Below are 25,769 nucleotides of genomic sequence, written 5' to 3'. Positions count from 1 at the left end.
GCGTACGAACGGTCATCGGCCGTAAGCGGGTGTCGGCGGGGTCGTCAACTTGCCCAGGTCCGTACCGAGCCACGTGTTGTAGGACAGCATCCACGGACTCACACCTTCCGGGGTCGGAGGCGTCTTCATCTGCGCGAGGACGCCGTTCACGAACCGGACGAAGTCGACGTTGTCCTTGTTGATGCCCAGGCCGTACGGCTCGTCACTGATCCGCTCGTTCAGCACCTTCGCGTACGGGTCCTGCGCGGCGTCACCGGCCAGCACCGTGTCGTCACCGCTGATCCCGTCCGCCTTGCCCTGCTGGAACAGCACCAGACAGCCGGTGTCGGTATCGGCCGTGACGGGCTTGATCTTCGGGTTCGCCTTCTTCAGGTTGTCCAGGCTGGTCGACCCGGCCGGGGCGCAGATCGTCTTGCCGGACAGGTCAGCGAGTTTGGTGGCCGTCGAGTCGCGCTGGACGAGCGTCTTCTGGCCGGACCGGTAGTACTCCGCCGAGAACGCGATCCGCTTCCAGCGTTCGCAGTTGATCGTCATGTTCCGGGCGACGATGTCGACGCTCTTGTTCTCCAGCAAGGGGATGCGCTGCGGGCTGGAGATCACGCGCAGCTCGAGGTGGCCGACGTCGGTGCCGAAGATCGCCTTCGCGACGGCCTTGATCATGTCGATGTCGAAGCCCTCGATCTTGCCGCTGATCGGGTTCCGGGAACCGAGATGCAGGCTGTCGGCCGAGACGCCGGCGATCAGCCGGCCACGATCCTGGATCGTCTTCATCGTCGTCCCCGGCGTCATCTGCATCGGAGCCGGCAGCGTGGGTTCGGGCTGGTAGGACTCCAGCTCGGCAGCCTTCTCGGCTGCCGTGCACGGCACCGTCGCCGCGGGTGCGGCGGACGACGCCGGCGCCTCAGGTTCTGCCGGGATCTGGGTGGCGGCGTAGTTGCCGTTGCCGCAGGCGGTGAGGAGTAGGGCGGTGGCGACGGCGAGCGGGATCAGCTTCTTCATCGGTACTCCTCCAGACGCTGCGACATGCCCCAGGCGACCAACAGTGCGGCCAGGATGCCGATCGGTACGCCGAGCCAGCCGATCGGCGGGAGGCCGTCCCGCGCATCCTTCAGTTCGCTCTGCACCGCGGTGCTCGTCCGGGTCAGCTGCTGGTTGGACGAGGAGTCGAAGGCGTTGAACGTCTCGACCGAGTTGTTGGTCTTGTCCTTGCCGACGGCCATCGCGACGGCGCCGTCCCAGTTGCCGTCCGTGCCGTCGGTCGTCCGCACCTTGGCGTGGACCGTCTTGTAGGCGGTCCACAGCTGCTGGAGGTTGCCGCCGTTGCCGCCGACCTTGCCCAGCTGCTCGTCCACCTGGGCGGCCGCCGCTGTGTACGCCTTGTCGAACGCGTCGCCGGAGCCGCGGGCGATCAAGGTCAGGCTCTCGTTCGAGCGGGCGTCGTACGCCGCGATCCGGGCGCGGGACAGCGCCAAGGTCCGCTCGTACTCGGAGCTGCGGGTGTCCTTCGCCGAGCTCGATGCGCCGGCGAGGGCGACCCCGCCGACGACGGTGGTCAGCAGGACGAGGGCGGCGCCGGCGGCGATCGGGACGTTGAGGTAGCGGTGCGTACGGCGGGCCAGCCAGCGGAGCGTGATCGCGAAGACCACCAGGCTCAGCAGGCCGCCGGCGAGGACCCAGATGGTGCCCCTGCTGATCCCGTCGAACTCGGTGTCGACGCGCTTCTCGTTCGCCTCGACCAGCGCCTTCACCAGCGGCAGCGAGTCGTCCTGCAGTACCGAGTTCGCGTCCTTCAGGTACTGCGAACCGATCGGGAGACCCTGCCGGTTGTTGGCGCGGGCCTGCTCGATCAGGCCGCCGTACGTGATCAGCGTCTTGTTCAGCGCGCCGAGCACGTCGCGGTCCGCGGGCTGCGCGGTCGCGGCCTCGGCGATCAGCCCGGCGGCCGCGGCCAGCGAGTTGACGAAGTGCGCACGCTGCTCCGGCGGTTCGAGACCGCCGACCAGGAACGCGTTCGTGGCGTCGGCGTTCGCGCTGACCAGGTTGGTGTGGATCGCCTGGATGCGGACCAGTTGCGCGGTGTTCGCCTGCGCCCGGTCGAGGGCGCCGTCGGACTGGCTGAACCCCTGCGCGGCGGCGAGGCCGAATACGACGCTCATTGCGGCGGCCAGGATCAGGAACGCACGCATCCGGCCCGGCGTACCGGCGAACCACTGCGCGACGGCGCTGCGTGGACCGGCGGTCCTGGCGTTCGGCGCCTGCAGCGTCGTGCCCGGCGGCTGGGCCGCCGGCACGGTCGCGGGCGGCGCACTCTGCGTCTGGGTCACGCCTGTTCTCCTCGCTCGATCTGCTCAGCCTCGCCGACCTGTTCGGCCTCGGCCTGCACGGGGTGCTCGGCTTGCACGGGCTCTTCGGTCTCGGTCTGCTCGGTCTGCTCTGGCTGCTCGGGGTCGTCGGTCAGGTCGGCGGCGAGGATCTGACGCAACTCGTCCTTCGTCGGTGCCGTCACGTCCCGCAGCCGCCAGGCGTGGCGGCCGATCGCGGCCTCCAGGACGTTCCGGGCGAACCGCCCGTTGCCGAACGAGCTGTCCCGCGCGGTGGCCGCGAGCACCTCGCGGAACTTCTCCAACGCCTCCGGGACCAGCTCGTAGTCGGCGGCCTCGGCGAGCCCGGTGAGAATGTCGGTGAGCTCGTCGTCGCTGTAGTTCTCGAACTCGATCGTGGTCCGGAACCGGCTGGCCAGCCCGGGGTTCGCGGCGATGAACACTTCCATCGGCTCGGGGTACCCGGCGACGATCACGACCAGGTCGTCGCGCCGGTCCTCCATCTCCTTGACCAGCGTGTCGACGGCTTCCCGCCCGTACTGGTCGGCGCCCAGGTCGCCCGCGGTGAGGCTGTACGCCTCGTCGATGAACAGCACGCCGCCGACGGCGGAAGCGACCACTTCGGCGGTCTTCGTCGCGGTCTGCCCGAGGTAGCCGGCGACGAGCTCGGACCGGTCGACCTCGACCAGTTGCCCCTTCGACAGCAGGCCGAGCGCCTTGTAGATCCCGCTCACCAGCCGCGCGACGGTTGTCTTCCCGGTGCCCGGATTCCCCACGAACACCAGGTGTCGCGTGATCGTCGGGCTTTTCAGACCCGCCTCGGTCCGCAACTTCTCAACCCGCAGTACGGCGACCTGCCGGTGCACCTCCCGCTTGACCCGAGCCAGCCCCGTCAGCTCATCCAGCTCAGCCAACAGTTCCTCAACCGTCTTAGCCGGCTCAGCCTCGGCCTCCGGCTCCGCGTGCGCGGCCGTGACCCGCTCAGCTTCTTGCGCCGGCGCAGCCGGCGTCGCGCCTACCTGCAGTTGGCGTGCGCCTGCCGCCTGCAGTTGCGCAGCAGCTGCCACCGACGCGTTGCCTACGACCCGCATCGTGGGCTCGCCCAACGTGCAGGCTGCGGACGCCACCTCCGCGAGCGCTTCGGCGTACGCCGCCTTCTCCTTCGAGCCACTCGCGATCAGCTCGGTCAGCACAGCGGTCGGAGCGCCCCGCCAACGCCGTCCGCGTACGGCGGCGTCGAAGAAGTCCTGCGTCGTACCGCCCGGGACTGCTTTGCCCCAGTCAGCAGGCGCACCGGGTGCAGACTCAGCCAGCGCGGCGGCCAGCGACAGCGCCTCGCCCCGGGCTGTCTCCTCAGCCACGCCGGCCCGAGCGGCCACGGTCAGCAGCGCCGACACGGCTTCCGGTAGTCCCCCCGCGCCGCTCATGACCCTCCTCGTCCAGGTGGTGGTGCCAGTGGTCCCGCCGGTCCCAGGTCGGGCGGCGGGGTCGACCCGGTCGGGCCGAGGGCCAATCCTCCGCCGGTGGAGCCGGTGCCGAACTTCTCCTGCAGGAACCTGCCGTGGGCGATCAGCGCCGCCGCGTCGGCGCGGTTCACCGCGTCGAAGACCTTGTCCATCGTCGCGGCCAAGAGGTCCAACTGGTCGATCAGGATCATCAGCGACGTCTTGCCGCGGTCCACCGGACGCGTGTCGGCCCACTGCCGCGGCAGCCGCAGGTACCCGCCGATCGCCTCCGGCAGGTAGTCGGTCGCCGTCGCCATCACGGAGTACGCCTGCACGCTGCCGCCCAGGTTCCCGAGCCGCGGGATGGTCTCCCGTACGACGCGGACCACCCGGGCGACCCGCGACGCGACCACGGCCGGTACGGCGCCGCCCGCGACCAGCTGCTCGACGCGGACCAGCGACGCCAGCAGGTCGTCGTTCGTCGGCGGCCGGGGCACCGGGGCAGGCTCGGGTTCCTCCTTGCGACCGGTCAGCCGCGCAAAGAAGTCGCCGAGCGCCATGCAGTCCCCCGTCTCCAGGTGGTGGTGTGGATCAGCGATCGAGGTTGAGGTCGAGGCTGCCGTGGACGACCTGCTGGTTCTGCTGGGCGACCCGTTCCAGGTACGAACGCGACTTGGTCACCTCGTTCTCCAGCGTGCCGATCGTCGCGGCCATGTTGTCCAGCGCCTCGCCCTTGAACGTGTCGATCGCGTCCATGGTGGCGTAGATGTTCGCGAACGCGGCCTGCAGCTGCGGCAGCCCGATCGTCGCGGACGCGGCCTGCTGCTGGATCGCCACCGAGTTGTCGCGCAGCATCTCCGAGGTGCGCTCGATCATCCCGCTGGTGGTCGTGTTCAGTGCGGTGATCTGGTCCAGCACGAGCTTCTGGTTGCCGAGCGCCTGCGCGACGATGACCGCCGTACGCAGCGCCGAGACCGTGGTCGTGGACGCCCGGTCGACGCCCTTGATCAGCTCGATGTTGTTCTTGATCACGATGTCGATGGCCAGGTAGTTCTGGATCGACACGGCCAGCTGGGTGAGCAGGTCCTGGTGCTTCTGCCGGACGTAGAACAGCACGTCCTCGCGGAACGCCTTCGCCTTCTCCGGGTTCGTCGTCTGCAGCTCCGCGATCGCCGCGGACAGCCGCGCGTCGAGGCGCTCGGAGACGTACACGTACTGGTTGAGGCGCGTCATCGCGTCCCAGAGGTTCTGCTTCTCCAGGTTCAGCGCGGCGTTGTCCTTGCCGAGCTCGTCCTGGCCGTTGCGCAGGCTGTGCAGGATGCCCTCGAGGTGGCTCTGCGCGGTCTGGTACTTGCGGAAGTAGTCCTCGATCTTGTCCCCGAACGGGATCATCCCGAGGAGCTTCTTCACCCCGGTGGCTTCCTTCGGGTCCAGGTCCTCGACCGTACGGCGCAACTCGAGCAGCGTCTTGCCGACGGTCGAACCTTCCGACAGGCCGCCTTCCTGCAGCGCCCGCACCGGCGACTGGAGCAGCCGGTTCGAGCTCTCGGCCGCGGCGCGGATGTCGACGTCGCCCATGCTGCGCACGTCGCCGGCCTTCGACGCGAACTCCGGCGACCGCGGCTCGGCTGCCATCAGCGCTGTCAGGAAGGTGTCCACCTTGGTGTCGAGCCCCGGTAACGCGGCCGGGTCGACAGCCGGCGCCATACTCGGCGCCGCGGTCTCGGCCACCGGCTGTGACGGCGGCGGTGCGGTCAGTATCAGTCCCGGCGCGGTGGCCGTCGGCGGCTGCAGCGGCGCCGCAGCGGCCTGCGCGGCAGCAGGCTGAGCAGCGTTGTGGTCGGCTTCAGTCATCGTGTTCCCCTCCGAGAGGTGCCCCTGGATACCTCCGTGACGCGCACACAATCTACGCGGTTCCCGGTCTTCCTGGTCACCTCGTTGCGTACTCGTTGTTAGCTGCGGCGATAGCTAACGAACGAGAAGCCGTCGTGGGGGTCGCGGGCGGTCTCGGTCCAGGTACCGGGGGCGACGGATGGGAAGGTGACGTCGCCGTCGGGGGACTGGTCGACCTCGGTGAGTTCGAGGGCGTCGGCGTACGGGAGGGCCTGGCGGTAGATCTCGCCGCCGCCGGCGACGTACAGCGTGCCGTCGTACTTCAAGGCCTCTTCGAGGGAGTGCGTGACATCGACGCCGTCCGCGGACCAGTCGGGTTGCCGGGTGACGACGACGGTACGGCGGCCCGGGAGCGGGCGGCCGATCGAGTCGTAGGTCTTGCGGCCCATCACGAGGGTGTGGCCGAGGGTGAGCTGCTTGAACCGCTGCAGGTCCTCGCGGATCCGCCAGGGCAGGTCGTTGTCCCGCCCGATCACACCGTTCCGTCCGACCGCGGCGATCAGAATGACGCTCATACCGCGATGGGCGCCTTGATCCCGGGGTGCGGGTCGTAGCCGATCAACTCGACGTCGGCGATCTCGTAGCCGTCGATCGAGTCGCGCTGCGCGAGTTGGAGGGTCGGCAGCGGCCGCGGCTCGCGGGTGAGCTGCAGGCGGGCCTGGTCCAGGTGGTTCAGGTACAGGTGCGCGTCACCGAGGGTGTGCACGAAGTCGCCGACCTCGAGCCCGGTCTGCTGCGCGACCATGTGGGTGAGCAGCGCGTACGACGCGATGTTGAACGGCACGCCCAGGAAGATGTCGGCCGACCGCTGGTACAGCTGGCAGGACAGCCGGCCGTCCGCGACGTAGAACTGGAACATGGTGTGACACGGCGGCAACGCCATGTCGTCCACGTCCGCCACGTTCCACGCGTTCACGATGTGCCGGCGGGAGTCCGGGTTCTTCTTGATCGACGCGATCAGGTTCGCGATCTGGTCCACGTGCCGCCCGTCGGGCGTCGGCCAGGACCGCCACTGGTACCCGTACACCGGACCGAGCTCACCGTCCGCGTCGGCCCACTCGTCCCAGATCGAGATGTTGTTCTCGTGCAGCCACTTGACGTTCGTCGAGCCGCTGAGAAACCAGATCAGCTCCCCGATCACGGACCGCAGATGCAGCTTCTTCGTGGTCACCGCCGGGAACCCGTCCCGCAGGTCGTACCGCGACTGGTACCCGAACACGCTCAACGTACCCGTGCCGGTCCGGTCCCCCTTCTCGGTCCCGTTGTCCAGCACGTGCCTCAACAGATCCAGGTACTGCTGCATGCCGCCACGCTACAACCTGGTGCACCAAGTCAACGTGCCAGACTCGCGCGCGCCTGCTCGATCAGCCAAGGTAGCTCGGCACGCTCGCCGAACCGGAGGGCGAGCTCGTACGTCGCCTGCGCGCGGTGCCCCGAGTACAGGTCACCGACCTGCAGCGCCAGCCCGCCGAGATGACCGGCCAGGTCCGGGGCCGCCGTGAGTACCTCCTCGAACGCAGCCTCCGCCTTGGCCGTCTTCCCCCGTACGACGTGCCGCCCGCACTCCGCGGCCGCACGAGCGTCTCCGACCGGCCGCTTCCACGCCTTCTCGCCGTCCTTGACGTTGCCGCCGTCCACCAACCGGCAGCCGAACATGAACCAGGCCCGCGGCGTCAGGTCCGCCCGGCCGATCTCGGAGAGCCGCCCGATCGCGGCCTCGGCGCCGCGCATTCCTTCCACCTGGTAGAACGCCGCGGCGACCCAGGCGGCGCCCTCGGGTGCGTGGACCGGGTGACCGGTGTCCATGGCCTTCTCGAAGGCGCGGAGTGCGGACTCCAGGTCCCCGTCGCCGAGGAACTTTTCGCCGGCGTCGATCGCGCTCGCGCCGACCAGGTCCGGGTCGGTCAGATCGAGCTGCTGGGCACGCGCGTGGACCTCGTCCAGATCGCCGAGCCCGGCGAGCTGCTCCAGCAGGCGGTTGCCCTTGGCAACGTCATCGGGATCGCCTACCTCGACTGCCAGACCGTACGCGGCGTGGGCGCCGCGGACATCCATCTGCTTGCTCAGTACCAGCCCCAGGTTGACTGCGGCCTGACCGCTCACCCGCGGCCGGCGAAGCTCGGCCGCTTGCCGGTAGGCATCCCGCGCTCGGGCCAGGTCGCCGTCGTCCTCGAGCAGATTGCCCAGCTCGAAGGCTGCGGAGGCGGTGATGTCGGGGATCGGGCTGTCGACGGCCTGCTGAAGAGCCTCGGCTGCTGCGGCGGTATCGCCTTCGGCGTTGAGCAGCAGGCCCCGCAGGATGGCGGTGCGGCCGACGATCTCTTCGACGGTGGCCGGCTCCGTGCGGGCCGGCACCTCGCCCTCGGTCACGATGCGCAGGTTGTCGGCGGCGAACTCGGCGACGTCGCCGGTCCCGTTGTCGGCGGCGTACCGCAGTGCGGCCTGCGCAGTCACCAGGTCGTAGTCGACGAGCAGCCCGGCGATCCGGAGGGCCGCGTGCGGTCCGAGCTCCGGCTCGCGGCCCTCGACGATGCGCGAGAACCATTCCAGCGCGTCAGCGGTCCGGCCGTGGGTGGCCAGGTCCTCGGCGCACTCCGCCATCATCTCCGCCGAGGGGCGGTCGCCGGGCAGATCGGCCGCCATCGCCAGGAACGCCAGGTTGACGCCGCACTCCGGCGACAGTTGGGGAACTCTCGTGATCTTCCGCGTCATCGTCGTGCCGTGGCCTCACTGTCGAAATGTCGAACGTTCGTTTTACCGAGGTCGGTCACCGTAATGCATCAGGGGTCCTGGCAGACTCACGGCGTGGAACAGGTGTTGACGCTTGTGGTGCGGGTCGAGAAGAACGCGCGGCCGTCGCAGACCGACGCGCTGGAGACGGCGGCGCGGGCGGTGCTCGCGATCCTGGCCGACGAGCGCTCGTACGGCGAGGGCGAGTGGGCGCCGGCGATGGCGGCCTGGCAGGACCACCGAATCCGCAAAATCACCAAGCGAGCCCGAGGCATCGAGTGGCGCCGCGCCGAGGCCCTACCAGGCATCACGGTGCGGGGGACGGGCGCCGGGTCCTCGGATGCGGCACCTGCGGAGGTGCGGGTGTTTCCGCCGACGGGGGTGGACGACGTACCGGCTGAGCTGTTCAAGCTCCAGGTCACGGGCACCGACTTCGAGGACACCGCCGACCTTCCGCCCCTCAAGCCCGGCGTACCGGTCCTGTGGCTCAACCCCGACCTGGAGATGTCGAGCGGCAAAGCAATGGCCCAGTGCGGCCACGCGGCGCAGCTCGCCTGGTGGGCGTTGTCCGCGCAGGCGCGAAAGGAGTGGGAGGCGACCGACTTCGAGCTAGCCGTCCGTACGGCGACCCCGTCCCAGTGGACCCACCTACTGACCACCAACCTCCCCGTAGTCCAGGACGCCGGCTTCACCGAGATCGCCCCGGGCTCCCGGACCGTGATCGCCGACCACCCTCAACTCAGGCGATAACCCGCCAGCACGACGTCCTCGAGCTCCGGGTCGTCGTCCTGGATCCACCCCTCGTAGTTGAACCCGAACAGCTGACGCAGCGCCGCCTCGCCCAGCTCGAGCGGATGGAAGACGAACGGGTAGGGCGGGTCGTCCGCGTCGACCTCCACCGGGTGCTCGCCGGCCCAGTACGGCTTCTCGAAGTCCAGCGGGTCACCGAGGTTCTCGATGATGCCGTCGTCGGGTGCCAGGCTGAGCGACCGCCGCAGCACACCGTCCACCCAGATCGCGTAGGCGAACCAGTCGACGACACTGTGCATCGCATGCAGGTACAACGTGCGACCACGACCCTCCTCGACGAACTGCCGTGGTAGCGCGGACGGCCGATCGATCGCGGCCTCGCCCGTCGCGACGACGGTCAGACCCGGGTACACCCCTGCATACACCGTCAGGTTCCGCGGGTTGGCGTTGTCGTCGAGATTCCCGTCCTCGATCGGAGTGAGACGCGCGCCTGGGTGCAGGCGCTCGACCACCGCGCGGGTGGCGTCCCGGTCCGGTCGGGGATGAGCTCGCAGTACGCCGGCGACGTCGGTCTCGGCGTACAGCACCATCCAGTCCTTGGCTCCCATGGGGTCTTTCTATCGGATGACGCGGTAGTGCAGGTGCGTGACGCGGTCGCCTTCGACCACGCGGGGGTTGTCGAGTAGGAGCTCGGGACCCACGTAGTCGCCGAAGAACCGGCGGCCGGTGCCGAGGAGGGCCGGGGCGAGGCTGTAGGCGATCTCGTCGACCAGTCCCGCGGCGAGTGCTTGGCCGGTGAGGTTGCCGCCGGTGATGCTGACGTCGGCGTCGCCTGCGTAGGCTTTGGCCTGGCCGACGGCTTCCTCGATGCCGTTGACGAAGGTGAACGGGGCGTCGGGGAAGGGCCAGTCGTCGGCGGCTCGTGGGTGACGACGAAGACGTGCTCGCCGACCGCGGGTACGCCGTTCCACCCGTTGGTGAGGTCGAACAGCCGCCGGCCGATGACGCAGGCGCGCACGTTCGGCCAGGTCGACGCGATGTACTCCGCACTCGCCGGGCTGACGTGGAACGGTCGGCCCGGGTCTGTCCCGTACACCTCGACAGGGCCGTTGTTGTACCAGTCGAACAGCGGTCCGACGGTGTCCTCGGTGGTTGCCACGAAGCCGTCCAGCGAAACGACGGCCGACGCGATGACGTTTCCCATGACTACTGCCCCTTCACTACTCGATAGGTGAGGTGCTGGGCGGCCGCTGTCGACACGGCCTCGATCAGCTCGAGTGCGTACGCCGGCGCGGCCTCGGCGGGGAACAGCCGGGTTCCGCCCCCGAGTACGACGGGCGCCAGGTGCAACCGCAGTACGTCGGCCAGCCCTTCGGAGAGCACCGCGTGGCAGATCTGCCCGCCGCCCATCACGTAAACATCCTTGTCACCGGCAACTTCGAGGGCCTGCGCGACAGCCTCCGAAGGACTGCCGACGAACCGGAACCGGTCGCCCAGCCGGGTCTTCGCCGGCGGTGTGTGGGTGACGACGAAGATTGGCGGGTTGATCTCACCCGTCGGTTTCGCGCCGTACCCCATCTCGTCGCTCCACCCGTCCGGCCCGTCGATGACGTCGAAGAGGTTCCGTCCCTGGACGACCGCTCCACTCGCTTCGAAGGCGGCGTCGAGAACGGCGCGGTCCGCGTCGGTGCCGTGGAAGACCCAGTCGTGCAGGGCCATCCCGCCGTCACCGAGCCCGTTGTCGAGTGCGACGTTGGGCCCGGTGACGTAGCCGTCCAGCGACACCGAGATGTCGACGACAACCTGGCTCATCGTCAGCTCTCCTTGGCGAGCAGCTCGGCCAGGCGGTCCATCGAGTCGTTGATGCCGCTCTCCATGCCGTACTCGATCGACTGGTCGCGGGCCTCGACGGAGGGGAACACCGACTGCTGGTGCAGGCGGACGCCCTGCGCGGTCGGCTCGAGGGTCATCTTCTCGATGCACACCTCGCCCGGCGCGCCCTCCCACTCGAAGGTCTGGATGATCTGCTTGTCCTGCTCCACGCTGTGGAAGACACCGCGGAACGCGTACTCACCGGACTCGTCGCGGTGCACGTAGCGGTACTTGCCGCCGGTGCGTACGTCGTACTCCTCGATGGTCGCGTCGAGCTCGCGCGGGCCGAGCCACTCGGCAACCAGGTCGCGCTCGGTCATGATCCGGAACAGCTGCGCCGGCGTCGCGGAGAACTCACGGGTCACCTCGACGAACGGGGTGCCGGCCGGGGTGTTGATGGTGGTGCCGCTCATGATTCCTGCTCCTTCAGTAGTGCTTCCATCCGTCGGAAGCGGCGTTCGGTTTCGAGCCGGTACTCGTCGATCCAGCTCGTCAGTGCTTCGAGGGCGGCCGGCACCAGGTGGCACGGGCGGCGCTGGCCGTCCCGGGTCCGGGTGATCAGCCCGGCGGCCTCGAGCACCTGGATGTGCCGCGACACCGCCTGCTTGGTGATCGGGAACGGATCGGCCAGTTCGTTGACGGTGGCCGGGCCGCGGGACAGCCGCGCGATCATCGCTCGCCGGACCGGGTCGGCCAGTGCCGCGAACGACCGGTCGAGCTGACCATCGTCAACCATCATCTTTATCAACCATTCCCTTGATCAACCGATAGGTTGACTATAAGCAGGGTTGGTCGAGGTCGTCAACCCGTGATTTAAGCAACCAAGGTTGACAACGCGAGATTGTCAACCTAAGTTGCTTGAATGACCGAGTTGGTGGATCCCGAGGACCCTGCGGCCGGCCTGGCCGCGGTGGTGGCGCTGCGCCGGCTGGCCGATCGGCTGGAGGACAGCCAGGTGGAGCGGGCGATGCGGGCCGGCTGGAGCTGGTCCGAGGTGGCCGAGGTGCTGGGGGTCACTCGGCAGGCCGTCCACAAGAAACATGCCCGGCGGCTCGTCGCCGCCGGGGTCGCCCTGAGGAGGCGCTGATGTCGGACCACAAGGACGTGCGCGCGATCCTGGTGCGCGCGGCGCGCGCCGAGGCTCGCCGGGACGGTTCCCGGACGATCGAGGCCGAGCACGTGCTGCTCGCCGTCGCCGCCCTCGAGGGCTCGCCGGCCGCGCGGTTGCTGGCCGACGCCGGCCTGACCGAGGATGCGATCCGGGCCGCGCTGGACCGCGAGTGGGAGCAGAGCCTGGCCGTCGCCGGTATCGCCGTCCGGATGGGACTGTTGCCGGAGGCAACGCCGGACCGGGACCGCGACCCGCAGATCGGCGAGTCGACCAAGCTGATGCTCCGCCGCGCGATGGATGCCCCGCCGAAGATGGCCCGGTTCGGCTCCGTGCGGATCCTGGTGGGTCTCCTCGGCGCCGACCGCGGCCGTGTCGCCCGCACCCTCCAAGCAGCCGGCGTCGACCGCGCAGCCCTGCACGCCAAGGCCGCCGAAGCCCTGGCCCAAGGCATCCGCTGACTATCTAGATCGTTTCGAAGGCCGCCATCATGGCCATGTCCTCGTGTTCGAGGTTGTGGCAGTGGATCAGGTACTTGCCCTTGTGGGCGGTGAACTTGACGAGGACCTCGACGACCTCGGCGGGGCGGATGTCGACGGTGTCCTTCCAGCCGTGGTCGTACGCCGACAGCTTGCTGCTCCCGCCCCGGGTGAGGACCTGGAACGGCGCGAGGTGGACGTGCACCGGGTGATGTACGTCGGTGACGAACGACCAGATCTCGTACTGGTCCAGCTTCACCTGCGCCTGCATCACCGCGGGATCGAACGCCTTCCCGTTGATCGTCCACCCCGAGTGACCGCCACCTCGGCGGAAGCGCCACTCCCGCCGTACGACACCGGTCGGCCGGGGCACCACGGCGTACGACGAGAGCTTGGCCGGGATCCTGCTCTCGTCGACGGCCTTGCGAGCGACCTTGAAACGCATGATGTTGGCGTTGTTGTCGAGCTTGTTGACGACGGTGACCTCGTCGCCGGGCTGGTACTGCGAGAAGTCCACGATCACGTCGAACCGCTCGGCCGGCGCGATCACCAACGTCTTGTGCTCGACCGGCTTGTCGAGCAGTCCGCCGTCACTGCCGATCTGCACGAACTTCGCCGGGCCCTTGTCGAAGGCAAGCTCGTACCGGCGGGCGTTGCTGGCGTTGAGAATGCGGAAGCGGTACCGGACCGCGTCCACCTCGTGAACCGGCCACGGTGCGCCGTTGACCAGCGTGACGTCGGCAACGACACCTTCCATGTACGCCGACTCGACGCCGGGACCGTCCTTCGCGGCGGGGTACAAGAACGACCCGTCCGCGTCGAACGCACGGTCCGCGATCACCAGCGGGATCTCCCGATCGCCCTTCGGCAGCGGGAGATTCTCCTCCTCGTCGTCCCGGATGATGTGCAGGCCGAACAGTCCGCGATAGACCTGCGGCGCCGTGTAGTCCATGGTGTGGTCGTGGTACCAGAGAGTGGCGGCGCGCTGCGTGTTCGGGTACGTGTAGGTGCGCTTGCCCATCGCCATGTCGCCGCCGGACATATGGTGGCCGGCGTGCTGACCGTTAGCGGGCATGATGAGGTCGAGCGGCCAGCCGTCACTCGGTGCGGGGGTGTGGCCGCCGTGCAGGTGGACCACGGTCGACACGTCGAGCTCGTTGACCTGCTCGACCACGGTGGTGCGTCCGCTGCGCACGTCGAAGGTGGGGCCGGGCAGCAGGCCGTCGTACCCCATCACCTCGGTCTTCAGGCCGGGGAGGATCTCTACAGGAGCTTTGCGCTGGACGACCTGGAAGTAGTCTGCTTTCGCGTCGGAGCGGGTCGGCTTCTTGACCGGAGGGATCGGTAGCGGGACCTGGAAGGGTGTGGGCAGTTTCGCCTTGCTGCGCAGGAGTTCTCCGGCCTGTGCCGGCTTGGCCTCCTGGCCGCAGGCGGTGAGCACCAGGGCGCCACCCGTGGCCGCGAGAAGTCCCCGGCGGGACAGCCTCATCATTTCGCCTCCCGGCGGTTCAGGCGTGCGGTGCGACGGAACGACCAGACCGTCATCCAGCAGACGGTGCCGACGATCGCGGTCCCGAGCGGGATGTGTACGGCGAAGTTCTGCAGGTAACCGAAGGTGAGTTGGACGAACTCCGCGACGACCAGGAGCGGGGATACCAGCATCGGCCAGATCCGGCCGCGGCCTACGAGCGTGTAGCAGGCGGCCGCGACGGTCTGGAGGAGCGCGAACATCCAGATGGTGCCGCCGACCGTGCTGTGCACGTTGGTCATCGCGTCGACGTTGCCGGACAGGAAGTAGCCCGCCGCGATCGGCTGTGCGATCACGAACGCGGCGTGCAGAACCAGCGTGATCCGCAGGACGTGCAGGCTGACGCGCGGCCGACGTACCTTGGCCGTCGGTTGCGGTTCGAGGGTGATCATGCGGCGACCACCTGTCGCTTGTTGACCCAGAACGCGAAGGCGACCGTGGCAGCGACCAACGCGATGCCCAGCGGGACGTGGATCGCCAGTTGGCGGCTGTAACCCATGGCGATCTGGACGACCTCGCCCGCGAGGATCAGCAGACTCGCCGCGGGTGCGGTCCAGCGTCCGCCGGTCCGCCACCAGACCGTTGCCAGCAGCAACTGCGCGAGTCCGAGGAAGGCCAGGGCCAACCCGATCGGCTCGTGCATCCGCAGACCGGAGGGGGAGCCGTCCAAGTAGACCCCCGCCACGACGGGCTGCACGCAGATCGCCAGCGCATGGACTCCGGCGGTCGCCCGAAGCACGTTCAGGACCTTCATGTAGACAGACAATAGTAGTCTGGCTACATGTAGGGCAATCAGGTATTACCCGGAGGGGTCAGGTGAGGCGCCCCAGGGGTGCGACGGAGATGCCGGCGCGTTCGCAGACCCACTGCGGGTCAGGGCCGAGCTCCGGCTCGATGCGGAGCTCGTGGTCGTGCAGGTCGTCGCAGGCGGTGCAGCGCGGCCAGCGGACCCCGGAGTCGACCAGGCGGTCCTGGACGTCCTGCGCGACCAGGCCGGCGATGTGTTCGGCGCCGTCCGGCCACTGGTCCAGCCACCACTGACGACCGGCGACGGCGTCCTCCAGCAAGGACACCATCACCGCGTCATCGAAGCCGCGCGCGGCGAGGTCATGAAGCACCATCGCCCGCGCGGTCAGCAACACCCCTGGCTCGTTCATCGCCCTTCAGAGTGCCAGACCCTTCCGACAAATCCACGCGGCGAGCTCTTTGAGCCCCCACCAACCAGATTTCCGTCGCGGATTTGGTTGGTGGGTGCTCAAAGTCGGTCAACTGACGGAGCAGGTGGGGTCGATGCGGTTGGCGAGGCGGACCTCGCGTTCGGCGGCGGCCCGCAGTGCGGCGCCGATCCGGACGCGGACCGCGAACGTGCGCCGCGGTGCGGGCTCGTCGTACGGCTGCTGGGGAGCGTTCGGGAGCGCCGACTGGGTGAGGCTACGGGCGTTCTCTACGGCGGTGTTGCCGGCAATGAAGTACGTCATGGTTCTGCTCCCTCCTGAGAGCGTGGTTGATCGACCCGGGAACCGAGTGGTCCCTGGGGAGTGGGTGTGGAGTTGTCAGTGCTTGGGTGCCGGTCCGCTGCTGGAGCGGACGATCAGCTGCGTCGGCATCAGCAGCTGGCGTTCGGTCGTGGCCGGGTCGAGCAGGATGCGGCCGACCGCGCGTCCCTTGTCCTTGATCGGCTGGCGGACCGTCGTCAGCCCGGCCGCCGCGGCGGCCGGAATGTCGTCGAATCCGGCCAGGGTCAGATCGCGACCCGGGGTCAGCCCCCGGACCTTCATCGCCTCCAGTGCGCCGAGCGCCTGGACGTCGCTCAGCCCGACGATCGCCGTCGGCCGGTGCTGCGAGTCGAGCACGTACTCCGCGCCCCGCAGCCCGGAGGCGATCGCGTTGTGGCCGCCGGAGACGATCCGCAGCCGCGCGTCCGGCATCGCCTTCTGCAGGCCCTGGATCCGCAGCTCGCAGTCGGTGTACCCGACCTCGTCGAGCGTCAGCTCCACCGGCCGGCCGCCGGCTGCCTGCGCGTTGTCGACCAGTACGACGACCTCGCGGTGACCGAGCCGGGCCAGGTGCTCGCCCAGTTGCGCGGCCGCCTCGACCTCGTCGATCGCGACCCAGGACAGGTCCGGGTGATCGCCCCGATCGGTCGACACCGCGGGGATCCCGCGGTTGGCGAGGATGTCGAGCGCCGGATGACCGCCCGGCACGCAGAAGATCGCCGCCGCGTCGATCGCGGCCTGCTGTACGGCGGTGCTTCCGCCGACGATGTCCGTCGAACTGAGCGGCATCAGCAGCAGACTGGTCGCGAACTCCTCGGCGATCTCCGCGAGCCCGGCCAGGAAGCCGACCGCGTACGGGTCCGAGAAGGCGTAGGCCAGCTTGTCCGTGAACAGCACCCCGACCGCGCCGGCCTTCCCGCTGCGCAGGGCGCGCGCCGAGGCGTCCGGTCCGGCGTACCCGAGCTCCTGGGCGGTGGCCAGGATCCGCTCACGCAGCGCGGCCGAGAGCTGGTCGGGCTTGTTGTAGGCGTTCGAGACGGTCGACGGCGACACGCCCACGGCCTTCGCCACGGTCTTCAGCGTCACGCCCGCCATCTTGATCACCTCATCTGTATCGTTCTTCTAAATCGTTCTAGAAAAACGATACAGAAGAGCTTGCGGGAGTGCAACAGGAATATGGGAGATGATGGCGCCCATGGGTTCGTTGCTGGAGATCATCGCGCTGCATCCGGCGGATGCGGAGGCGGCACAGGAGGGCGGGGCGGACCGGCTGGAGCTGTGCGCCTCGATGGAGGCGGACGGGTTGTGCCCGTCGGTGTCGACCGTCAGTGCGATCCGGCGGGTCACCGATCTGCCGTTGCGGGTGATGCTGCGGCTGGAGAACTCGTTCACCGCGAACGGCGCCGACCTGAACCGGCTGACCGCGACAGCGCAGTCGTTCCTGTCCGCAGGTGCGGACGGCTTCGTGCTCGGGTTCCTGACCCCGGACAACCAGGTCGACGTCGAGTCGGTGTCCGCACTGGTCAGCACGTTCGCCGGTACGCCGTGGACGTTCCACCGCGCTATTGACGCCGTACTCGACCAGCAAGCTGCCTGGCGTGCCCTGCGCACCCTGCCCGGGCTGGACTGCGTACTGACGGCTGGCTCGTCTATTGGTGTCAGCCATGGTCTGGACGACCTGTGCAAGCTGGCTCGCGAGGACTCTGCTGTTGCCGGTGTGATGATGGCAGGCGGCGGTCTGCAGCCCGAGCACGTGCCGTGGCTGTTCCAGAGCGGCGTACGCCGTTTCCATGTCGGTACATCGGTCCGCCAGGACGGCTCGTGGACGAAGGCGTACGTGAACTCCCGTTTCGTCCGGTCCTGGCGCAACCTGCTCGACGCCCAGGACGCTCGCGAATGATCCTGATCGATCCGCCCGCCTGGCCGGCCTGGAACCGGGTCTGGTCGCACCTGGTCAGTGACGAGTCCTACGAGGAGCTCCACGCGTTCGCGAAGGCAGCCGGCATTCCGGCCCGCGGCTTCGACCGCGACCACTACGACGTACCCAGCGACCGCTACGACGACCTGATTGCCGCCGGCGCCGTACCGGTCACCAGCCGCGAGCTCGTGCAGCGGCTGATCGCCGCGGGTCTACGGAACCGAAAACGGCCCCCGACCGGTTGAGGTCGAGGGCCGTTCTTGTTCAGTCGAGCAGTTCGGTCACTGTGCCGGCGGCGACCGTGTGGCCGCCTTCGCGGACGGCGAAGCCGAGGCCGACGTCCATCGCGATCGGCTTCTCCAGCTCCACTCCGAGCTCGATCGTGTCGCCGGGCATCACCAGGGCGATCTCACCGAGGTCGATCCCGCCGGACACGTCCGTGGTCCGGAAGTAGAACTGCGGCCGGTAGTCCGCGGCGAACGGCGTGTGCCGGCCGCCCTCGGCCGTGGACAGCGCGTGCAGGTTCGCCCGGAACTTCCGGTGCGGCTGCACACTGCCCGGCAACGCCACCACCTGGCCGCGACGGACCTCGTCGCGCTTCACGCCACGCAGCAGCACCGCCGCGTTGTCGCCCGCGTCCGCGGACTCCAGCGACTTGCCGAACGTCTCCATGCCGATCGCCGTGCTGGTGACCGTCGGGCCGAGACCTACGACCTCGACCGCGTCGCCGAGCTTCAGCGAACCGCGCTCGACCGCACCCGTGACCACTGTGCCGCGGCCGCTGATGGTGAGCACGTTCTCGATCGGCATCAGGAACGGCTCGCCCAGCTCACGGTCCGGCACCGGCACGTAGTTGTCGACCGCGTCCAGCAGCTCACCGATCGCGGCGGTCCACTGCGGGTCCCCTTCCAGCGCCTTCAGTCCGGACACGCGAACGACCGGTACGTCGTCGCCGGGGAAGCCGTACTCCGCCAGGAGCTCACGGACCTCCAGCTCGACCAGGTCGAGCAGCTCCGGGTCGTCGACGGTGTCCGCCTTGTTCAGTGCGACCACCAGGTACGGCACGCCCACCCGGCGCGCGAGCAGCACGTGCTCCCGCGTCTGCGGCATGGCGCCGTCCTGGGCGGAGACGACCAGGATCGCGGCGTCCACCTGGGCGGCGCCGGTGATCATGTTCTTCACGTAGTCGGCGTGCCCGGGCATGTCCACGTGCGCGTAGTGCCGGGTCGCGGTCTCGTACTCGACGTGCGAGATGTTGATCGTGATCCCGCGCTGCATCTCCTCCGGCGCACGGTCGATGCCGTCGAAGGCGACGAAGCGGTTCACACTCGGGTCGCGCTCCGCGAGCACCTTGGTGATCGCGGCGGTCAGCGTGGTCTTGCCGTGGTCGACGTGACCCATCGTCCCGATGTTGAGGTGCGGCTTGGTCCGCACGAACTGGCTCTTGGCCATGAGAATTCCTTTGCCTGTCAGAAGATTCGGTATGAGCCAGGACCCTCCGGCAAGCCCTCACAGCGCTGTCACCGCGTGGAGGGGGCCGGTTCGAGCCACCCTCCTCCGCGGGTCCTGCTCAGCAGGAGGAGGGTCAGCTTCGAGTGGCTGAATCGACTGACAGTGCCCACGTGGGAGCGCCCGTCAGGCCGGTGCCTGACAGGTCGAACTCGAAAACCACGCGGAACATGCGGATCACGGTAGGTGTCAACGCTGCCGGGAGCAACAGAAATTCCCGGGGGTCAGTTGAGTGCGAAGAGCCTGGTGCCGTCGGAGAAGATCGGGCGGGCGGCGGCCACGGTGACGGCCGGCTTGTTGCAGGTGACTTCTTCGGACTTGGCGACCGACTGCGTGTTCGGGCTGGGCAGGATCGGTCGCGACTGGATGCCGGTGGTGCCGATCATCACGGGAGAGCAGCTGCCGTTCGGCTGCGGCATCAGCGTGACCACGCGTCCGTCCGGCAGCAGTCCGAACCCGTTCCGCGGGTACTCCGGTTGCTGCAACCGCGGCGGCACCTGCAGCAGGTGATGCCACTGCGGTGTCCCGTCAGCAGGGTTCGACGAAGACACGTCGTACGTCTGGGGCTGTCCGGGGTCGTTTCCGGTCCGGCACGTGATCAGCACCAGTGACGCGTGCGTGGCGGCCAGCTGTGCGTCGCAGGACGTCGACCCGAGCCGTGGGCGTGGTGTCCCCGGCACGGGGGTTGTCCACATCACGTGGCCTTCGCTGATGTCCACGGACCACTGGTAGAGCGTGCCGCCCGCAGCGGCCGTCCAGATCAGCCCGGAGACCTCACGGGTGTCCGGTACGGCGACCAGCTCGCCGACCCACGTCGACGGGTCCAGCTCCGCGCTCAGGTCGATCCGCGCACCCAGGTCGACTTCCCACCGCTGGGCCCCGGTCTTGATGTCCAGACCGCGTACTACGGCGCCGTTCCCGGCACAGGCGTCCACGACGACCGCCTGGTCACCGACCAGCTCGCCCTGCGTCACGTTGCAGCGCACCTGCGCGCGCCAGTGCGTCGGGCTGCTCACGCCGTGCGCGACCACGTAGTTGCCTTCAGCCACGAGCAGCTGGTTCGAGTCGACGGCCAGCGCCGTCCCGTCGGTGTCGACCTCGGTCAGCACCTCTCCGCTCACGGCGTTGAGTACGGCGTACGTCGGGAGCTTGATGCCCGCGGGTTCGCGGTACTCCGAGCGGGGGAGATGCGCGACGATGGTCCGCCCGTCCGCGGACACCACGAGTCCCTTGGCGCCACTGGAGGCGGCGTCCTGTACGTCGGCCCGCGCGTAGCGCCACCGGATCTGCCCCGTGGCCGCGTCGGACATGACCACGCCGTCCGAGCGCAGTTCCGCGACTCCACCCGCCGTACCGGTGATGGCGCCGGTCGCCGGCACCTCACGGCTCCAGGCCAGCGTTCCGTCGAGCTGGACCGGCAGCTGCGTCGGCTGGGCCGTCGTGGTCGTGCTGACCGTGTTGGCGGTCTCCAGCCGGGCCTGTACGAAAGGCTCACCAGCCGACACCACGACCCACGCCAGCAGCGCACCGCACGCAGCGGTCGCACCGACCCCCAGCCAGCGCGGAGGAGCTTGTGCGTACGGCGGTGCGAGCCGCAGCCGTCGTGCCAGCGCCAGCAACGCTCCGGCCAGGACGAGTGCCACGGAAGCGAGGAGTAGGTACGGCCAGCGCTCCGACATGGCCGCACCGGGCTGAGCGACCGGCCAGCGCCACCAGCAGACGCCGATCGCAATCAGGCCGACTGCGGCGAAGACGATCGCCGGGACTGCCACCAGGCGCTGCTGGGATCGCCGGAACCACGCACAGGTCAGTGCCGCAGCGACAGCGGTACCGGCGATCGGGGCCCAGACCGGGAAGCCGCCGATGTCGGACGGGTCGGCAGGCCACTTGGCCGCCGCCCCGAGGCCGCGGCCCAGCAGAACCGAGGAGGCGACGACAGCACCGAGTGCAGCGCCGAAGTAGATGACCGGGACCAGCCCGCCGATCGGCCGGGCCGCCTTAGGGCCCAGCGAACCGACCTCCCGGGTCAGGTTCTCCCTGGCCGGTCGCTCCCACTCGTCATGGCCACGGGGGGTCGCGTACAACCGCGTCTCGCTCAGGCTCTGCAGGAACGACATCCGGCCGCGGGCGAAATCCCGGTCCGCGACGTGCGCGTACTCCTGCCGGATCCCGGCCGCGTACTCGTCGTACCGCGCTGCCGGCAGGCTCAGGATCCGCAGGTCGGCGTCGCAGAGCACCGCGCCGTTGCGGTCGTCCTCGGCACAATCGTGCTTCGCGGTCAGCCGGACCAGGCGCCCGATCTCCTCGACTCGCTCGGTCTCGACGCCGTACGCCGCCAGCTCGAGCTCGGCCAGTTGAGCCGAGACTTCCTCGTTCTCGCCGGGGTCAGCCTGCGGGTCGTAGATCGCGTCGTGGAACCAGGCCGCCAGCCGGACGGTGTCCGGGTCGTCGGCGTACTCGGCCAGTTCGTCGACGGTCTGCAGGACCTCGGTCAGGTGCTGCTGGTCGTGATAGTGGCGATGTTGCTCTGCGTAACGAGCCAGCAGGTCGTCGCCCAACGGCTGCGCGTGCGGCAGCAGGCGATTCCACCGGTCGCGCAGGTCCATGGCTAAGGAGTCTGGCACCGGTAGGGAGCCTCGGCCGACCGATCCGGGGTTCCCGGATCGGTCCGTGGCCAAAGCGATATCGGCTCGTCACCTGACCGCTCCGACAGGGGCGTTTCGCAACGAATCTCACCCCTGGAATTGCGGCGTACGTCACACTCCGGCGTGGACTTGGGGACCTGCATCCGAGGTCGGCTACGCGGAGTTACTAGCGCAGGGCGATGACGGTGTTCGGTCCGGACATGAGGATCAGGTTGCCGACGGCCCGCGGGTCACGGCTGCAGGAGATGCCGGTGGGCAGCCTGACCTGCCGGAATCCGGCCCGGCTGACCACGTTCGCGACGCACCCGCTCACGCCACGGCCCAGCGAGATGACCCGGCCGTCCGCAGTCACGGTGACCTTGGTCCGCGGGCTCACCGGCGCCAGGGTCTGCCAGGCGGTCAGGCCGGTGTTCGCGTCGATCGCAGTGACGACGGTCCGCCGGTTCTCCTGGGTACTCGGCCCCGGGCAGTCGACGACGATCAGGTACTTCCCGGCCGCGTTCAGCAGCGTGCGGCAGGCCCAGGCCTTCGGCACGTCCCAGCGCCAGCGGATGTCGCCGGTGCGCGGTTCGATCGCGGTCAGCGCGGCAGGTACGTCGGAGTCGCCGCCGGGCTCGGCCACGACCACCAGACCGGCCACGACCACCGGGCGGCGGTAGGTGTCGGTTGAGGTCCTGGTCCACAGCTTCTTGCCCGACTGGACGTCCAGTGCGGTCATCTCGTCCGGACGGTCGTCGCAGGTGTGGCTCACGAAGGTGAGCACGGTCTCGGCGGTGGCGATGGCGCCGAGCTCGGTGCAGTCGCCGGAGTCGTAGGTCCAGCGCTCGTGACCGTCCGGATCCACACCGTGCAGCTTGCCGGAGCGTTCGCCAGTCAGGAGGGGTTGAGTCTGCAGGATGAAGCGGTCCCGCGTGCGACCGGACCACGCGGCCTTGCGGCGTCCTGTGTTCGCGTCGAGCAGGAGGTAGCCGACGTCGGCGAACTGTGCGAGTACGTAGTCGCCATTGCCGGTGGCCGCGATCACGGGCTTCTCGTCGGAGTCGGAGCGGCTGTAGCGCCACCGCAGCGCACCAGTGGCCGCATCGAGCATCTCGACCACACCGCTCGGGCGGGGCACCGCCACGCCGTACCTGGTGCCGATCGCTTCTTCTGCACCAGTGCCCGCGACGGAATCGCTGACCCATGCGACGCGGCCGTCGAGGACCGACGGGCTGGCCTTGCCGGCGTCGCGAGGCGTTCCCTCGACCCGCTCGTTGGAGCTGAGCACGTAGCCGCGGGACAAGGGCTGGACGATCAGCAGCAGGATGAGGGCGACTGCTCCCGGTACGGCGAGCCAGGCCAGTTGCTGACCGAGGTTGCGTGCTGGGAGGAAGCGGGCCGTCCGCGTGCGCAGGAGTGAGGCTACGAGGGCTGATGCTCCAGCAAGTAGCAGCAGGACCAGTGCGGAGATCAGCAACGGGACGCGGAGGCCTATGCCGACAGCCACGTTCGTTCGCGGCGCTTGGGCCCAGGCGATGAGCAGTCCGGTCACTGCAATCGCCAGTACTGCGCCTGCGATGAGGCGGGCGCGCTGGCTGGCGCTGCGAGCGCAACGGAAGAGGACTGGTGCGCTGAAGAAGGAGAGGACGGCCAGTGCCACGGTCGGCCAGCCAGCCTCGTCCTGTGCTGCTGGCGTCTGCCAGGACGCACCGGATGCGGCGATCGCTACCACCGCGGCTGCGATGGCAGTGAAAGTAGCGGTGGCGGTCAGAGTGGCTTGTTGCCAACCGCGCCACGGGGCTGGGAGCTCACTGTCCAGTCCGGCGAGCTCTGCCTCCAGATTGACCCGGGCGACCGGGCTGAGGCGTTGCCGCGCCAGCTGCGTGCGGTAGAGGTGTCCGTCGAGCAGCTCGCGGACTTCGTCGTACCGGCTCTCGAGCGCGGCCTTGCGGTCGCCGGCGTCGCGTCGTACCTCGGCTGTGTGGACGACGTACCGGCTGGGGTCGGAGGCGAGGATGGCGTTGACCGCATCCAGCAGTACGTCGCCGTTCGCGTCGCGGCGAGGTGGGGCGTAGGCGTCCGGAGGCGGCGTCGCGAGGTCACCGGTGAGGCGGATCAGCCGGGCGACCTCGGCGATGCGGATCGGCGGTACGCCGTACTGCGGGAGGAGGCGCTCGGCGAGCCGGGCCGACGCCTCGGCGTCCTCGGACGGGGTGCCGCCGGGCTCGTGGACGGCGCGGTGGAACCACGCGGCGAGCCGGACACTGGTGGGGTCCGTGGAGAGCTGGATGAGCGAGTCCAGCGCGGTCAGGACGATGCCCAGGTAGTGGTCGCGGTACGCGCGCCGGGTGCGTTCGACGTACCGCGCGACCAGCTCGTCCGCGAGCGAGGCAGACCCGGGCACCAGGTCGTCCCACCGCGCCCGGAGCTCCACCGCTTCAGTCTGCCAGCCGCACTTCTACAACCACCCACCCGCAACCTTGCGGTTGGTTACTGCTTGGCCGACAGAATGCCCGTGAGCAGACCCGGGTAGAGGGCCTCGAGGTCGTCGCGGCGCAGCATGCTGATCCGGCGGGTGCCGTCGGTGTGGGTGGACAGGACGCCCGCTTCGCGCAGGGTCTTGAGGTGGTGGGCGCGCGTGGACGCCGTCACCGGCAGCTCGATCTCGCCGCAGCAGACGCCGGCCGGGTTGTCGGCGAGCGCGCGGACGATCGTCAGCCGGACCGGCTCGCCCAGCGCCTGGAGAACCGCCTCGACGCGGATCTCGTCCCGCTCCGGCTGCGGGAGGACTTTGCTGGCCATGTGTCCATAGTACGACGTCGGTCGAAGTTCGACGATGATCGTAGTACGATGACGATCGAATTAATGAAACCTCGACCGGAAGGTCCTCGATGTCCGCACGGATCTACCTGCTCGGCGCCGGTGCGTTCGCGGTCGGCACCAGCGCGTACGTCGTGTCCGGTGTCCTGCCCGACGTCAGCTCCGAGCTGCACGTCTCGCTGACCGCAGCCGGCCAACTCGCCACCGCGTTCTCGCTGTCGTACGCGATCGGTGCGCCGATCCTGTCCACGCTGACCGGCCGGTGGGAGCGCCGTACCCTCCTGATCGCCGCACTGGTGCTGGCCGCGCTCGGCAACCTGATCGCCGCGCTGGCCGTCAACTACCCGATCCTGATCGTCGGCCGCGTCGTGGCCGCATTCGGGGCCGCCGTCTACACACCGGCCGCCACACTGTTCGCGACCAGCCTGATGCCACCCGAGGAACGCGGTAGAGCAGTGGCCATTGTGTTCGGCGGTCTCACGTTCGCACTGGTGCTCGGCGTACCCGCAGGCACGCTGCTGGGCCCGACGCTCGGCTACAAGGGCGTGTTCGCTCTCATCACCGCTGTCGCCGTACTGGTCGCCATTGTGGAGCGTGCCGCGCTCCCGAAGGTCGACGCACCTCCTGTGGTCAGCCTGCGCGAGCGGTTCGCCGGTGTGGCAGACCGCCGCGTCCAGATCATCCTGGCGATGACAGTCCTTGCGGTGCTCGCCGCGTTCAGCGTGTACATCTACATCGTCCCGCTGCTCAAGCACACCGCCGGCCTGACCGGCAGCGTCACCGGTCTCCTCCTGCTCCTGTACGGCGTGGGCGCGGTCATCGGCAACTTCCTCGGCGGCCGGATCACCGACCGGTTCGGGAGCCTCCGCACCCTGGTCGTCCTGATGACCGGCATCACCGCTGTCCTCGCCACGCTGGACCTGACACTGACGACAGAGGTCGGTGCCGGAGCCGCTCTGGTGGTGTGGGGCATGCTGACCTGGGCCTTCAACCCACCGATCCAGAACCTGCTGCTCGAGCTCGGCGGCGGACTGCTCATCTCCCTCAACGCCTCTGCGATCTACCTGGGCGCCGGACTGTCCGCTGTGGTCGGCGGACTAGTCATCCAGACACTCGGCGTCGGCTACCTCCCCGTGCTGGCCTCCGCACTGTCGCTGGTCGTGCTGGGCTTGCTCTACGCGCTCTGGCGGGACTCCTCCCTGCAGCGGGTAGAGGAGCTCGAGCGGGACGAGGACATCTACCTCACAGCAACCGCCGACTGAGGAGGACCCGCAAT

At 69.0% G+C, this 25,769-nt stretch carries 29 protein-coding genes; 6 read left to right on the top strand and 23 right to left on the bottom strand.

The annotated features are described in order from the left end of the window. Positions 1–12: 12 nt before the first annotated feature. The 8 genes from ACLJOO_RS05070 to ACLJOO_RS05035 form a co-directional block, all read right to left on the bottom strand. On the bottom strand, positions 13–999 hold the full coding sequence (locus tag ACLJOO_RS05070; protein WP_410785642.1) for a glutamate ABC transporter substrate-binding protein: 987 nt from the start codon (positions 997–999) through the stop codon (positions 13–15). Continuing rightward, complete coding sequence (locus tag ACLJOO_RS05065) at positions 996–2,324, bottom strand: hypothetical protein (RefSeq protein ID WP_410785641.1); 1,329 nt, start codon at positions 2,322–2,324, stop codon at positions 996–998. Before ACLJOO_RS05065 ends, ACLJOO_RS05070 begins: the two co-directional genes overlap by 4 nt. Beyond that, positions 2,321–3,748, bottom strand: coding sequence for an AAA family ATPase (locus tag ACLJOO_RS05060; protein WP_410785640.1), 1,428 nt, complete (start codon positions 3,746–3,748; stop codon positions 2,321–2,323). Before ACLJOO_RS05060 ends, ACLJOO_RS05065 begins: the two co-directional genes overlap by 4 nt. Further along, on the bottom strand, positions 3,745–4,326 hold the full coding sequence (locus tag ACLJOO_RS05055; protein WP_410785639.1) for a hypothetical protein: 582 nt from the start codon (positions 4,324–4,326) through the stop codon (positions 3,745–3,747). Before ACLJOO_RS05055 ends, ACLJOO_RS05060 begins: the two co-directional genes overlap by 4 nt. A 31-nt stretch (positions 4,327–4,357) precedes the next feature. Beyond that, positions 4,358–5,620: a toxic anion resistance protein gene (locus ACLJOO_RS05050; protein ID WP_410785638.1), complete on the bottom strand. Its 1,263-nt coding sequence runs from the start codon at positions 5,618–5,620 to the stop codon at positions 4,358–4,360. A gap of 98 nt (positions 5,621–5,718) precedes the next feature. Further along, complete coding sequence (locus ACLJOO_RS05045; protein ID WP_410785637.1) at positions 5,719–6,174, bottom strand: dihydrofolate reductase; 456 nt, start codon at positions 6,172–6,174, stop codon at positions 5,719–5,721. Then, positions 6,171–6,962 (bottom strand): thymidylate synthase, encoded by a 792-nt coding sequence (locus ACLJOO_RS05040; RefSeq protein WP_410785636.1) that lies wholly within the window; start codon positions 6,960–6,962, stop codon positions 6,171–6,173. The genes ACLJOO_RS05045 and ACLJOO_RS05040 overlap by 4 nt, the downstream gene beginning before the upstream one ends. Before the next feature lie 29 nt (positions 6,963–6,991). Further along, a complete protein-coding gene (locus ACLJOO_RS05035) occupies positions 6,992–8,371 on the bottom strand; it encodes a hypothetical protein (RefSeq protein WP_410785635.1) in 1,380 nt (459 codons plus the stop codon). Between the two features lie 93 nt (positions 8,372–8,464). Here ACLJOO_RS05035 and ACLJOO_RS05030 point away from each other — a divergent pair, with 93 nt between their 5' ends. Further along, positions 8,465–9,139 (top strand): aminoacyl-tRNA hydrolase, encoded by a 675-nt coding sequence (locus ACLJOO_RS05030; RefSeq protein WP_410785634.1) that lies wholly within the window; start codon positions 8,465–8,467, stop codon positions 9,137–9,139. Here the strand turns inward: ACLJOO_RS05030 and ACLJOO_RS05025 are convergent. From ACLJOO_RS05025 to ACLJOO_RS05005, 5 genes are all read right to left on the bottom strand, one after another. Further along, on the bottom strand, positions 9,124–9,747 hold the full coding sequence (locus ACLJOO_RS05025) for a DUF6928 family protein (protein ID WP_410785633.1): 624 nt from the start codon (positions 9,745–9,747) through the stop codon (positions 9,124–9,126). The two genes, ACLJOO_RS05030 and ACLJOO_RS05025, sit on opposite strands and share 16 nt — an antisense overlap. A gap of 9 nt (positions 9,748–9,756) precedes the next feature. Next, positions 9,757–10,110, bottom strand: coding sequence for a dihydrofolate reductase family protein (locus tag ACLJOO_RS05020; protein WP_410785632.1), 354 nt, complete (start codon positions 10,108–10,110; stop codon positions 9,757–9,759). Positions 10,111–10,345: 235 nt separating this feature from the next. After that, entirely contained in the window at positions 10,346–10,951 is a 606-nt protein-coding gene (locus tag ACLJOO_RS05015) for a dihydrofolate reductase family protein (protein WP_410785631.1), read from the bottom strand. Between the two features lie 2 nt (positions 10,952–10,953). Continuing rightward, complete coding sequence (locus tag ACLJOO_RS05010; RefSeq protein WP_410785630.1) at positions 10,954–11,424, bottom strand: SRPBCC domain-containing protein; 471 nt, start codon at positions 11,422–11,424, stop codon at positions 10,954–10,956. After that, positions 11,421–11,750, bottom strand: coding sequence for an ArsR/SmtB family transcription factor (locus ACLJOO_RS05005; RefSeq protein ID WP_131286199.1), 330 nt, complete (start codon positions 11,748–11,750; stop codon positions 11,421–11,423). Before ACLJOO_RS05005 ends, ACLJOO_RS05010 begins: the two co-directional genes overlap by 4 nt. A gap of 123 nt (positions 11,751–11,873) precedes the next feature. Here ACLJOO_RS05005 and ACLJOO_RS05000 point away from each other — a divergent pair, with 123 nt between their 5' ends. Continuing rightward, positions 11,874–12,098: a hypothetical protein gene (locus ACLJOO_RS05000; protein WP_131465942.1), complete on the top strand. Its 225-nt coding sequence runs from the start codon at positions 11,874–11,876 to the stop codon at positions 12,096–12,098. Then, positions 12,098–12,580: a Clp protease N-terminal domain-containing protein gene (locus tag ACLJOO_RS04995; RefSeq protein WP_410785629.1), complete on the top strand. Its 483-nt coding sequence runs from the start codon at positions 12,098–12,100 to the stop codon at positions 12,578–12,580. The genes ACLJOO_RS05000 and ACLJOO_RS04995 overlap by 1 nt, the downstream gene beginning before the upstream one ends. A 4-nt stretch (positions 12,581–12,584) precedes the next feature. Here ACLJOO_RS04995 and ACLJOO_RS04990 read toward each other — a convergent pair whose 3' ends face one another. The 6 genes from ACLJOO_RS04990 to ACLJOO_RS04965 form a co-directional block, all read right to left on the bottom strand. Next, positions 12,585–14,090 carry a multicopper oxidase family protein gene (locus ACLJOO_RS04990; RefSeq protein ID WP_410785628.1) on the bottom strand — a complete coding sequence of 502 codons (1,506 nt, stop codon included), beginning with the start codon at positions 14,088–14,090 and terminating at the stop codon, positions 12,585–12,587. Continuing rightward, a complete protein-coding gene (locus ACLJOO_RS04985; protein ID WP_410785627.1) occupies positions 14,087–14,518 on the bottom strand; it encodes a hypothetical protein in 432 nt (143 codons plus the stop codon). The genes ACLJOO_RS04990 and ACLJOO_RS04985 overlap by 4 nt, the downstream gene beginning before the upstream one ends. After that, the gene (locus tag ACLJOO_RS04980) at positions 14,515–14,880 is read right to left on the bottom strand and encodes a hypothetical protein (RefSeq protein WP_410785626.1); all 366 of its coding nucleotides are present in this window, start codon (positions 14,878–14,880) and stop codon (positions 14,515–14,517) included. The genes ACLJOO_RS04985 and ACLJOO_RS04980 overlap by 4 nt, the downstream gene beginning before the upstream one ends. A 58-nt stretch (positions 14,881–14,938) precedes the next feature. Further along, positions 14,939–15,283, bottom strand: coding sequence for a hypothetical protein (locus ACLJOO_RS04975; protein WP_410785625.1), 345 nt, complete (start codon positions 15,281–15,283; stop codon positions 14,939–14,941). Positions 15,284–15,391: 108 nt separating this feature from the next. Further along, positions 15,392–15,604 carry a hypothetical protein gene (locus ACLJOO_RS04970; protein WP_410785624.1) on the bottom strand — a complete coding sequence of 71 codons (213 nt, stop codon included), beginning with the start codon at positions 15,602–15,604 and terminating at the stop codon, positions 15,392–15,394. A gap of 75 nt (positions 15,605–15,679) precedes the next feature. After that, positions 15,680–16,717 carry a LacI family DNA-binding transcriptional regulator gene (locus ACLJOO_RS04965; protein ID WP_410785623.1) on the bottom strand — a complete coding sequence of 346 codons (1,038 nt, stop codon included), beginning with the start codon at positions 16,715–16,717 and terminating at the stop codon, positions 15,680–15,682. Between the two features lie 100 nt (positions 16,718–16,817). On the opposite strand from ACLJOO_RS04965, the gene ACLJOO_RS04960 reads away from it, so the two are divergent. Together ACLJOO_RS04960 and ACLJOO_RS04955 are read left to right on the top strand one after the other, a co-directional pair. Then, positions 16,818–17,522 (top strand): copper homeostasis protein CutC, encoded by a 705-nt coding sequence (locus ACLJOO_RS04960; protein WP_410785622.1) that lies wholly within the window; start codon positions 16,818–16,820, stop codon positions 17,520–17,522. Continuing rightward, positions 17,519–17,785, top strand: a complete 267-nt coding sequence (locus tag ACLJOO_RS04955) for a DUF4031 domain-containing protein (protein WP_410785621.1) — start codon at positions 17,519–17,521, stop codon at positions 17,783–17,785. Before ACLJOO_RS04960 ends, ACLJOO_RS04955 begins: the two co-directional genes overlap by 4 nt. A gap of 19 nt (positions 17,786–17,804) precedes the next feature. Here the strand turns inward: ACLJOO_RS04955 and tuf are convergent, their stop codons facing one another. The 4 genes from tuf to ACLJOO_RS04935 all read right to left on the bottom strand — a co-directional run bounded on the left by tuf (position 17,805) and on the right by ACLJOO_RS04935 (position 24,475). Beyond that, positions 17,805–18,992, bottom strand: coding sequence for an elongation factor Tu (gene tuf / locus ACLJOO_RS04950; protein ID WP_410785620.1), 1,188 nt, complete (start codon positions 18,990–18,992; stop codon positions 17,805–17,807). A gap of 281 nt (positions 18,993–19,273) precedes the next feature. Continuing rightward, the gene (locus ACLJOO_RS04945) at positions 19,274–21,655 is read right to left on the bottom strand and encodes a hypothetical protein (RefSeq protein WP_410785619.1); all 2,382 of its coding nucleotides are present in this window, start codon (positions 21,653–21,655) and stop codon (positions 19,274–19,276) included. Positions 21,656–21,860: 205 nt separating this feature from the next. Continuing rightward, the gene (locus ACLJOO_RS04940) at positions 21,861–24,107 is read right to left on the bottom strand and encodes a PQQ-binding-like beta-propeller repeat protein (protein ID WP_410785618.1); all 2,247 of its coding nucleotides are present in this window, start codon (positions 24,105–24,107) and stop codon (positions 21,861–21,863) included. A 56-nt stretch (positions 24,108–24,163) separates the two neighbouring features. Further along, positions 24,164–24,475, bottom strand: coding sequence for an ArsR/SmtB family transcription factor (locus tag ACLJOO_RS04935; protein ID WP_410785617.1), 312 nt, complete (start codon positions 24,473–24,475; stop codon positions 24,164–24,166). Positions 24,476–24,564: 89 nt separating this feature from the next. On the opposite strand from ACLJOO_RS04935, the gene ACLJOO_RS04930 reads away from it, so the two are divergent. Continuing rightward, positions 24,565–25,755, top strand: coding sequence for an MFS transporter (locus ACLJOO_RS04930; protein WP_410785616.1), 1,191 nt, complete (start codon positions 24,565–24,567; stop codon positions 25,753–25,755). Positions 25,756–25,769: the final 14 nt, after the last annotated feature.

It is taken from the genome of Kribbella sp. C-35, from assembly GCF_046549195.1.
In the GTDB taxonomy this organism is placed as follows: Bacteria; Actinomycetota; Actinomycetes; order Propionibacteriales; family Kribbellaceae; genus Kribbella.
The sequence above is the reverse complement of the archived record's forward strand: the minus strand, read 5'-3'. Positions and strand labels throughout refer to the sequence as shown.

Bases quoted from the DNA above. Each gene is read 5' to 3' on its own strand.
- ACLJOO_RS04965 (WP_410785623.1), bottom strand. From the start codon at position 16,717: ATGGCGGGCGTGACGCTGAAGACCGTGGCGAAGGCCGTGGGCGTGTCG.
- ACLJOO_RS05000 (WP_131465942.1), top strand. From the start codon at position 11,874: ATGACCGAGTTGGTGGATCCCGAGGACCCTGCGGCCGGCCTGGCCGCG.
- ACLJOO_RS04955 (WP_410785621.1), top strand. From the start codon at position 17,519: ATGATCCTGATCGATCCGCCCGCCTGGCCGGCCTGGAACCGGGTCTGG.
- ACLJOO_RS05040 (WP_410785636.1), bottom strand. From the start codon at position 6,962: ATGCAGCAGTACCTGGATCTGTTGAGGCACGTGCTGGACAACGGGACC.
- ACLJOO_RS05025 (WP_410785633.1), bottom strand. From the start codon at position 9,747: ATGGGAGCCAAGGACTGGATGGTGCTGTACGCCGAGACCGACGTCGCC.
- ACLJOO_RS05035 (WP_410785635.1), bottom strand. From the start codon at position 8,371: ATGACGCGGAAGATCACGAGAGTTCCCCAACTGTCGCCGGAGTGCGGC.
- ACLJOO_RS05005 (WP_131286199.1), bottom strand. From the start codon at position 11,750: ATGATGGTTGACGATGGTCAGCTCGACCGGTCGTTCGCGGCACTGGCC.
- ACLJOO_RS04970 (WP_410785624.1), bottom strand. From the start codon at position 15,604: ATGACGTACTTCATTGCCGGCAACACCGCCGTAGAGAACGCCCGTAGC.
- ACLJOO_RS05045 (WP_410785637.1), bottom strand. From the start codon at position 6,174: ATGAGCGTCATTCTGATCGCCGCGGTCGGACGGAACGGTGTGATCGGG.
- ACLJOO_RS04985 (WP_410785627.1), bottom strand. From the start codon at position 14,518: ATGATCACCCTCGAACCGCAACCGACGGCCAAGGTACGTCGGCCGCGC.
- ACLJOO_RS04980 (WP_410785626.1), bottom strand. From the start codon at position 14,880: ATGAAGGTCCTGAACGTGCTTCGGGCGACCGCCGGAGTCCATGCGCTG.
- ACLJOO_RS04960 (WP_410785622.1), top strand. From the start codon at position 16,818: ATGGGTTCGTTGCTGGAGATCATCGCGCTGCATCCGGCGGATGCGGAG.
- ACLJOO_RS05050 (WP_410785638.1), bottom strand. From the start codon at position 5,620: ATGACTGAAGCCGACCACAACGCTGCTCAGCCTGCTGCCGCGCAGGCC.
- ACLJOO_RS05070 (WP_410785642.1), bottom strand. From the start codon at position 999: ATGAAGAAGCTGATCCCGCTCGCCGTCGCCACCGCCCTACTCCTCACC.
- ACLJOO_RS04930 (WP_410785616.1), top strand. From the start codon at position 24,565: ATGTCCGCACGGATCTACCTGCTCGGCGCCGGTGCGTTCGCGGTCGGC.
- ACLJOO_RS04995 (WP_410785629.1), top strand. From the start codon at position 12,098: ATGTCGGACCACAAGGACGTGCGCGCGATCCTGGTGCGCGCGGCGCGC.
- tuf (WP_410785620.1), bottom strand. From the start codon at position 18,992: ATGGCCAAGAGCCAGTTCGTGCGGACCAAGCCGCACCTCAACATCGGG.
- ACLJOO_RS04975 (WP_410785625.1), bottom strand. From the start codon at position 15,283: ATGAACGAGCCAGGGGTGTTGCTGACCGCGCGGGCGATGGTGCTTCAT.
- ACLJOO_RS05060 (WP_410785640.1), bottom strand. From the start codon at position 3,748: ATGAGCGGCGCGGGGGGACTACCGGAAGCCGTGTCGGCGCTGCTGACC.
- ACLJOO_RS04935 (WP_410785617.1), bottom strand. From the start codon at position 24,475: ATGGCCAGCAAAGTCCTCCCGCAGCCGGAGCGGGACGAGATCCGCGTC.
- ACLJOO_RS04945 (WP_410785619.1), bottom strand. From the start codon at position 21,655: ATGGACCTGCGCGACCGGTGGAATCGCCTGCTGCCGCACGCGCAGCCG.
- ACLJOO_RS05015 (WP_410785631.1), bottom strand. From the start codon at position 10,951: ATGAGCCAGGTTGTCGTCGACATCTCGGTGTCGCTGGACGGCTACGTC.
- ACLJOO_RS05010 (WP_410785630.1), bottom strand. From the start codon at position 11,424: ATGAGCGGCACCACCATCAACACCCCGGCCGGCACCCCGTTCGTCGAG.
- ACLJOO_RS05055 (WP_410785639.1), bottom strand. From the start codon at position 4,326: ATGGCGCTCGGCGACTTCTTTGCGCGGCTGACCGGTCGCAAGGAGGAA.
- ACLJOO_RS04990 (WP_410785628.1), bottom strand. From the start codon at position 14,090: ATGATGAGGCTGTCCCGCCGGGGACTTCTCGCGGCCACGGGTGGCGCC.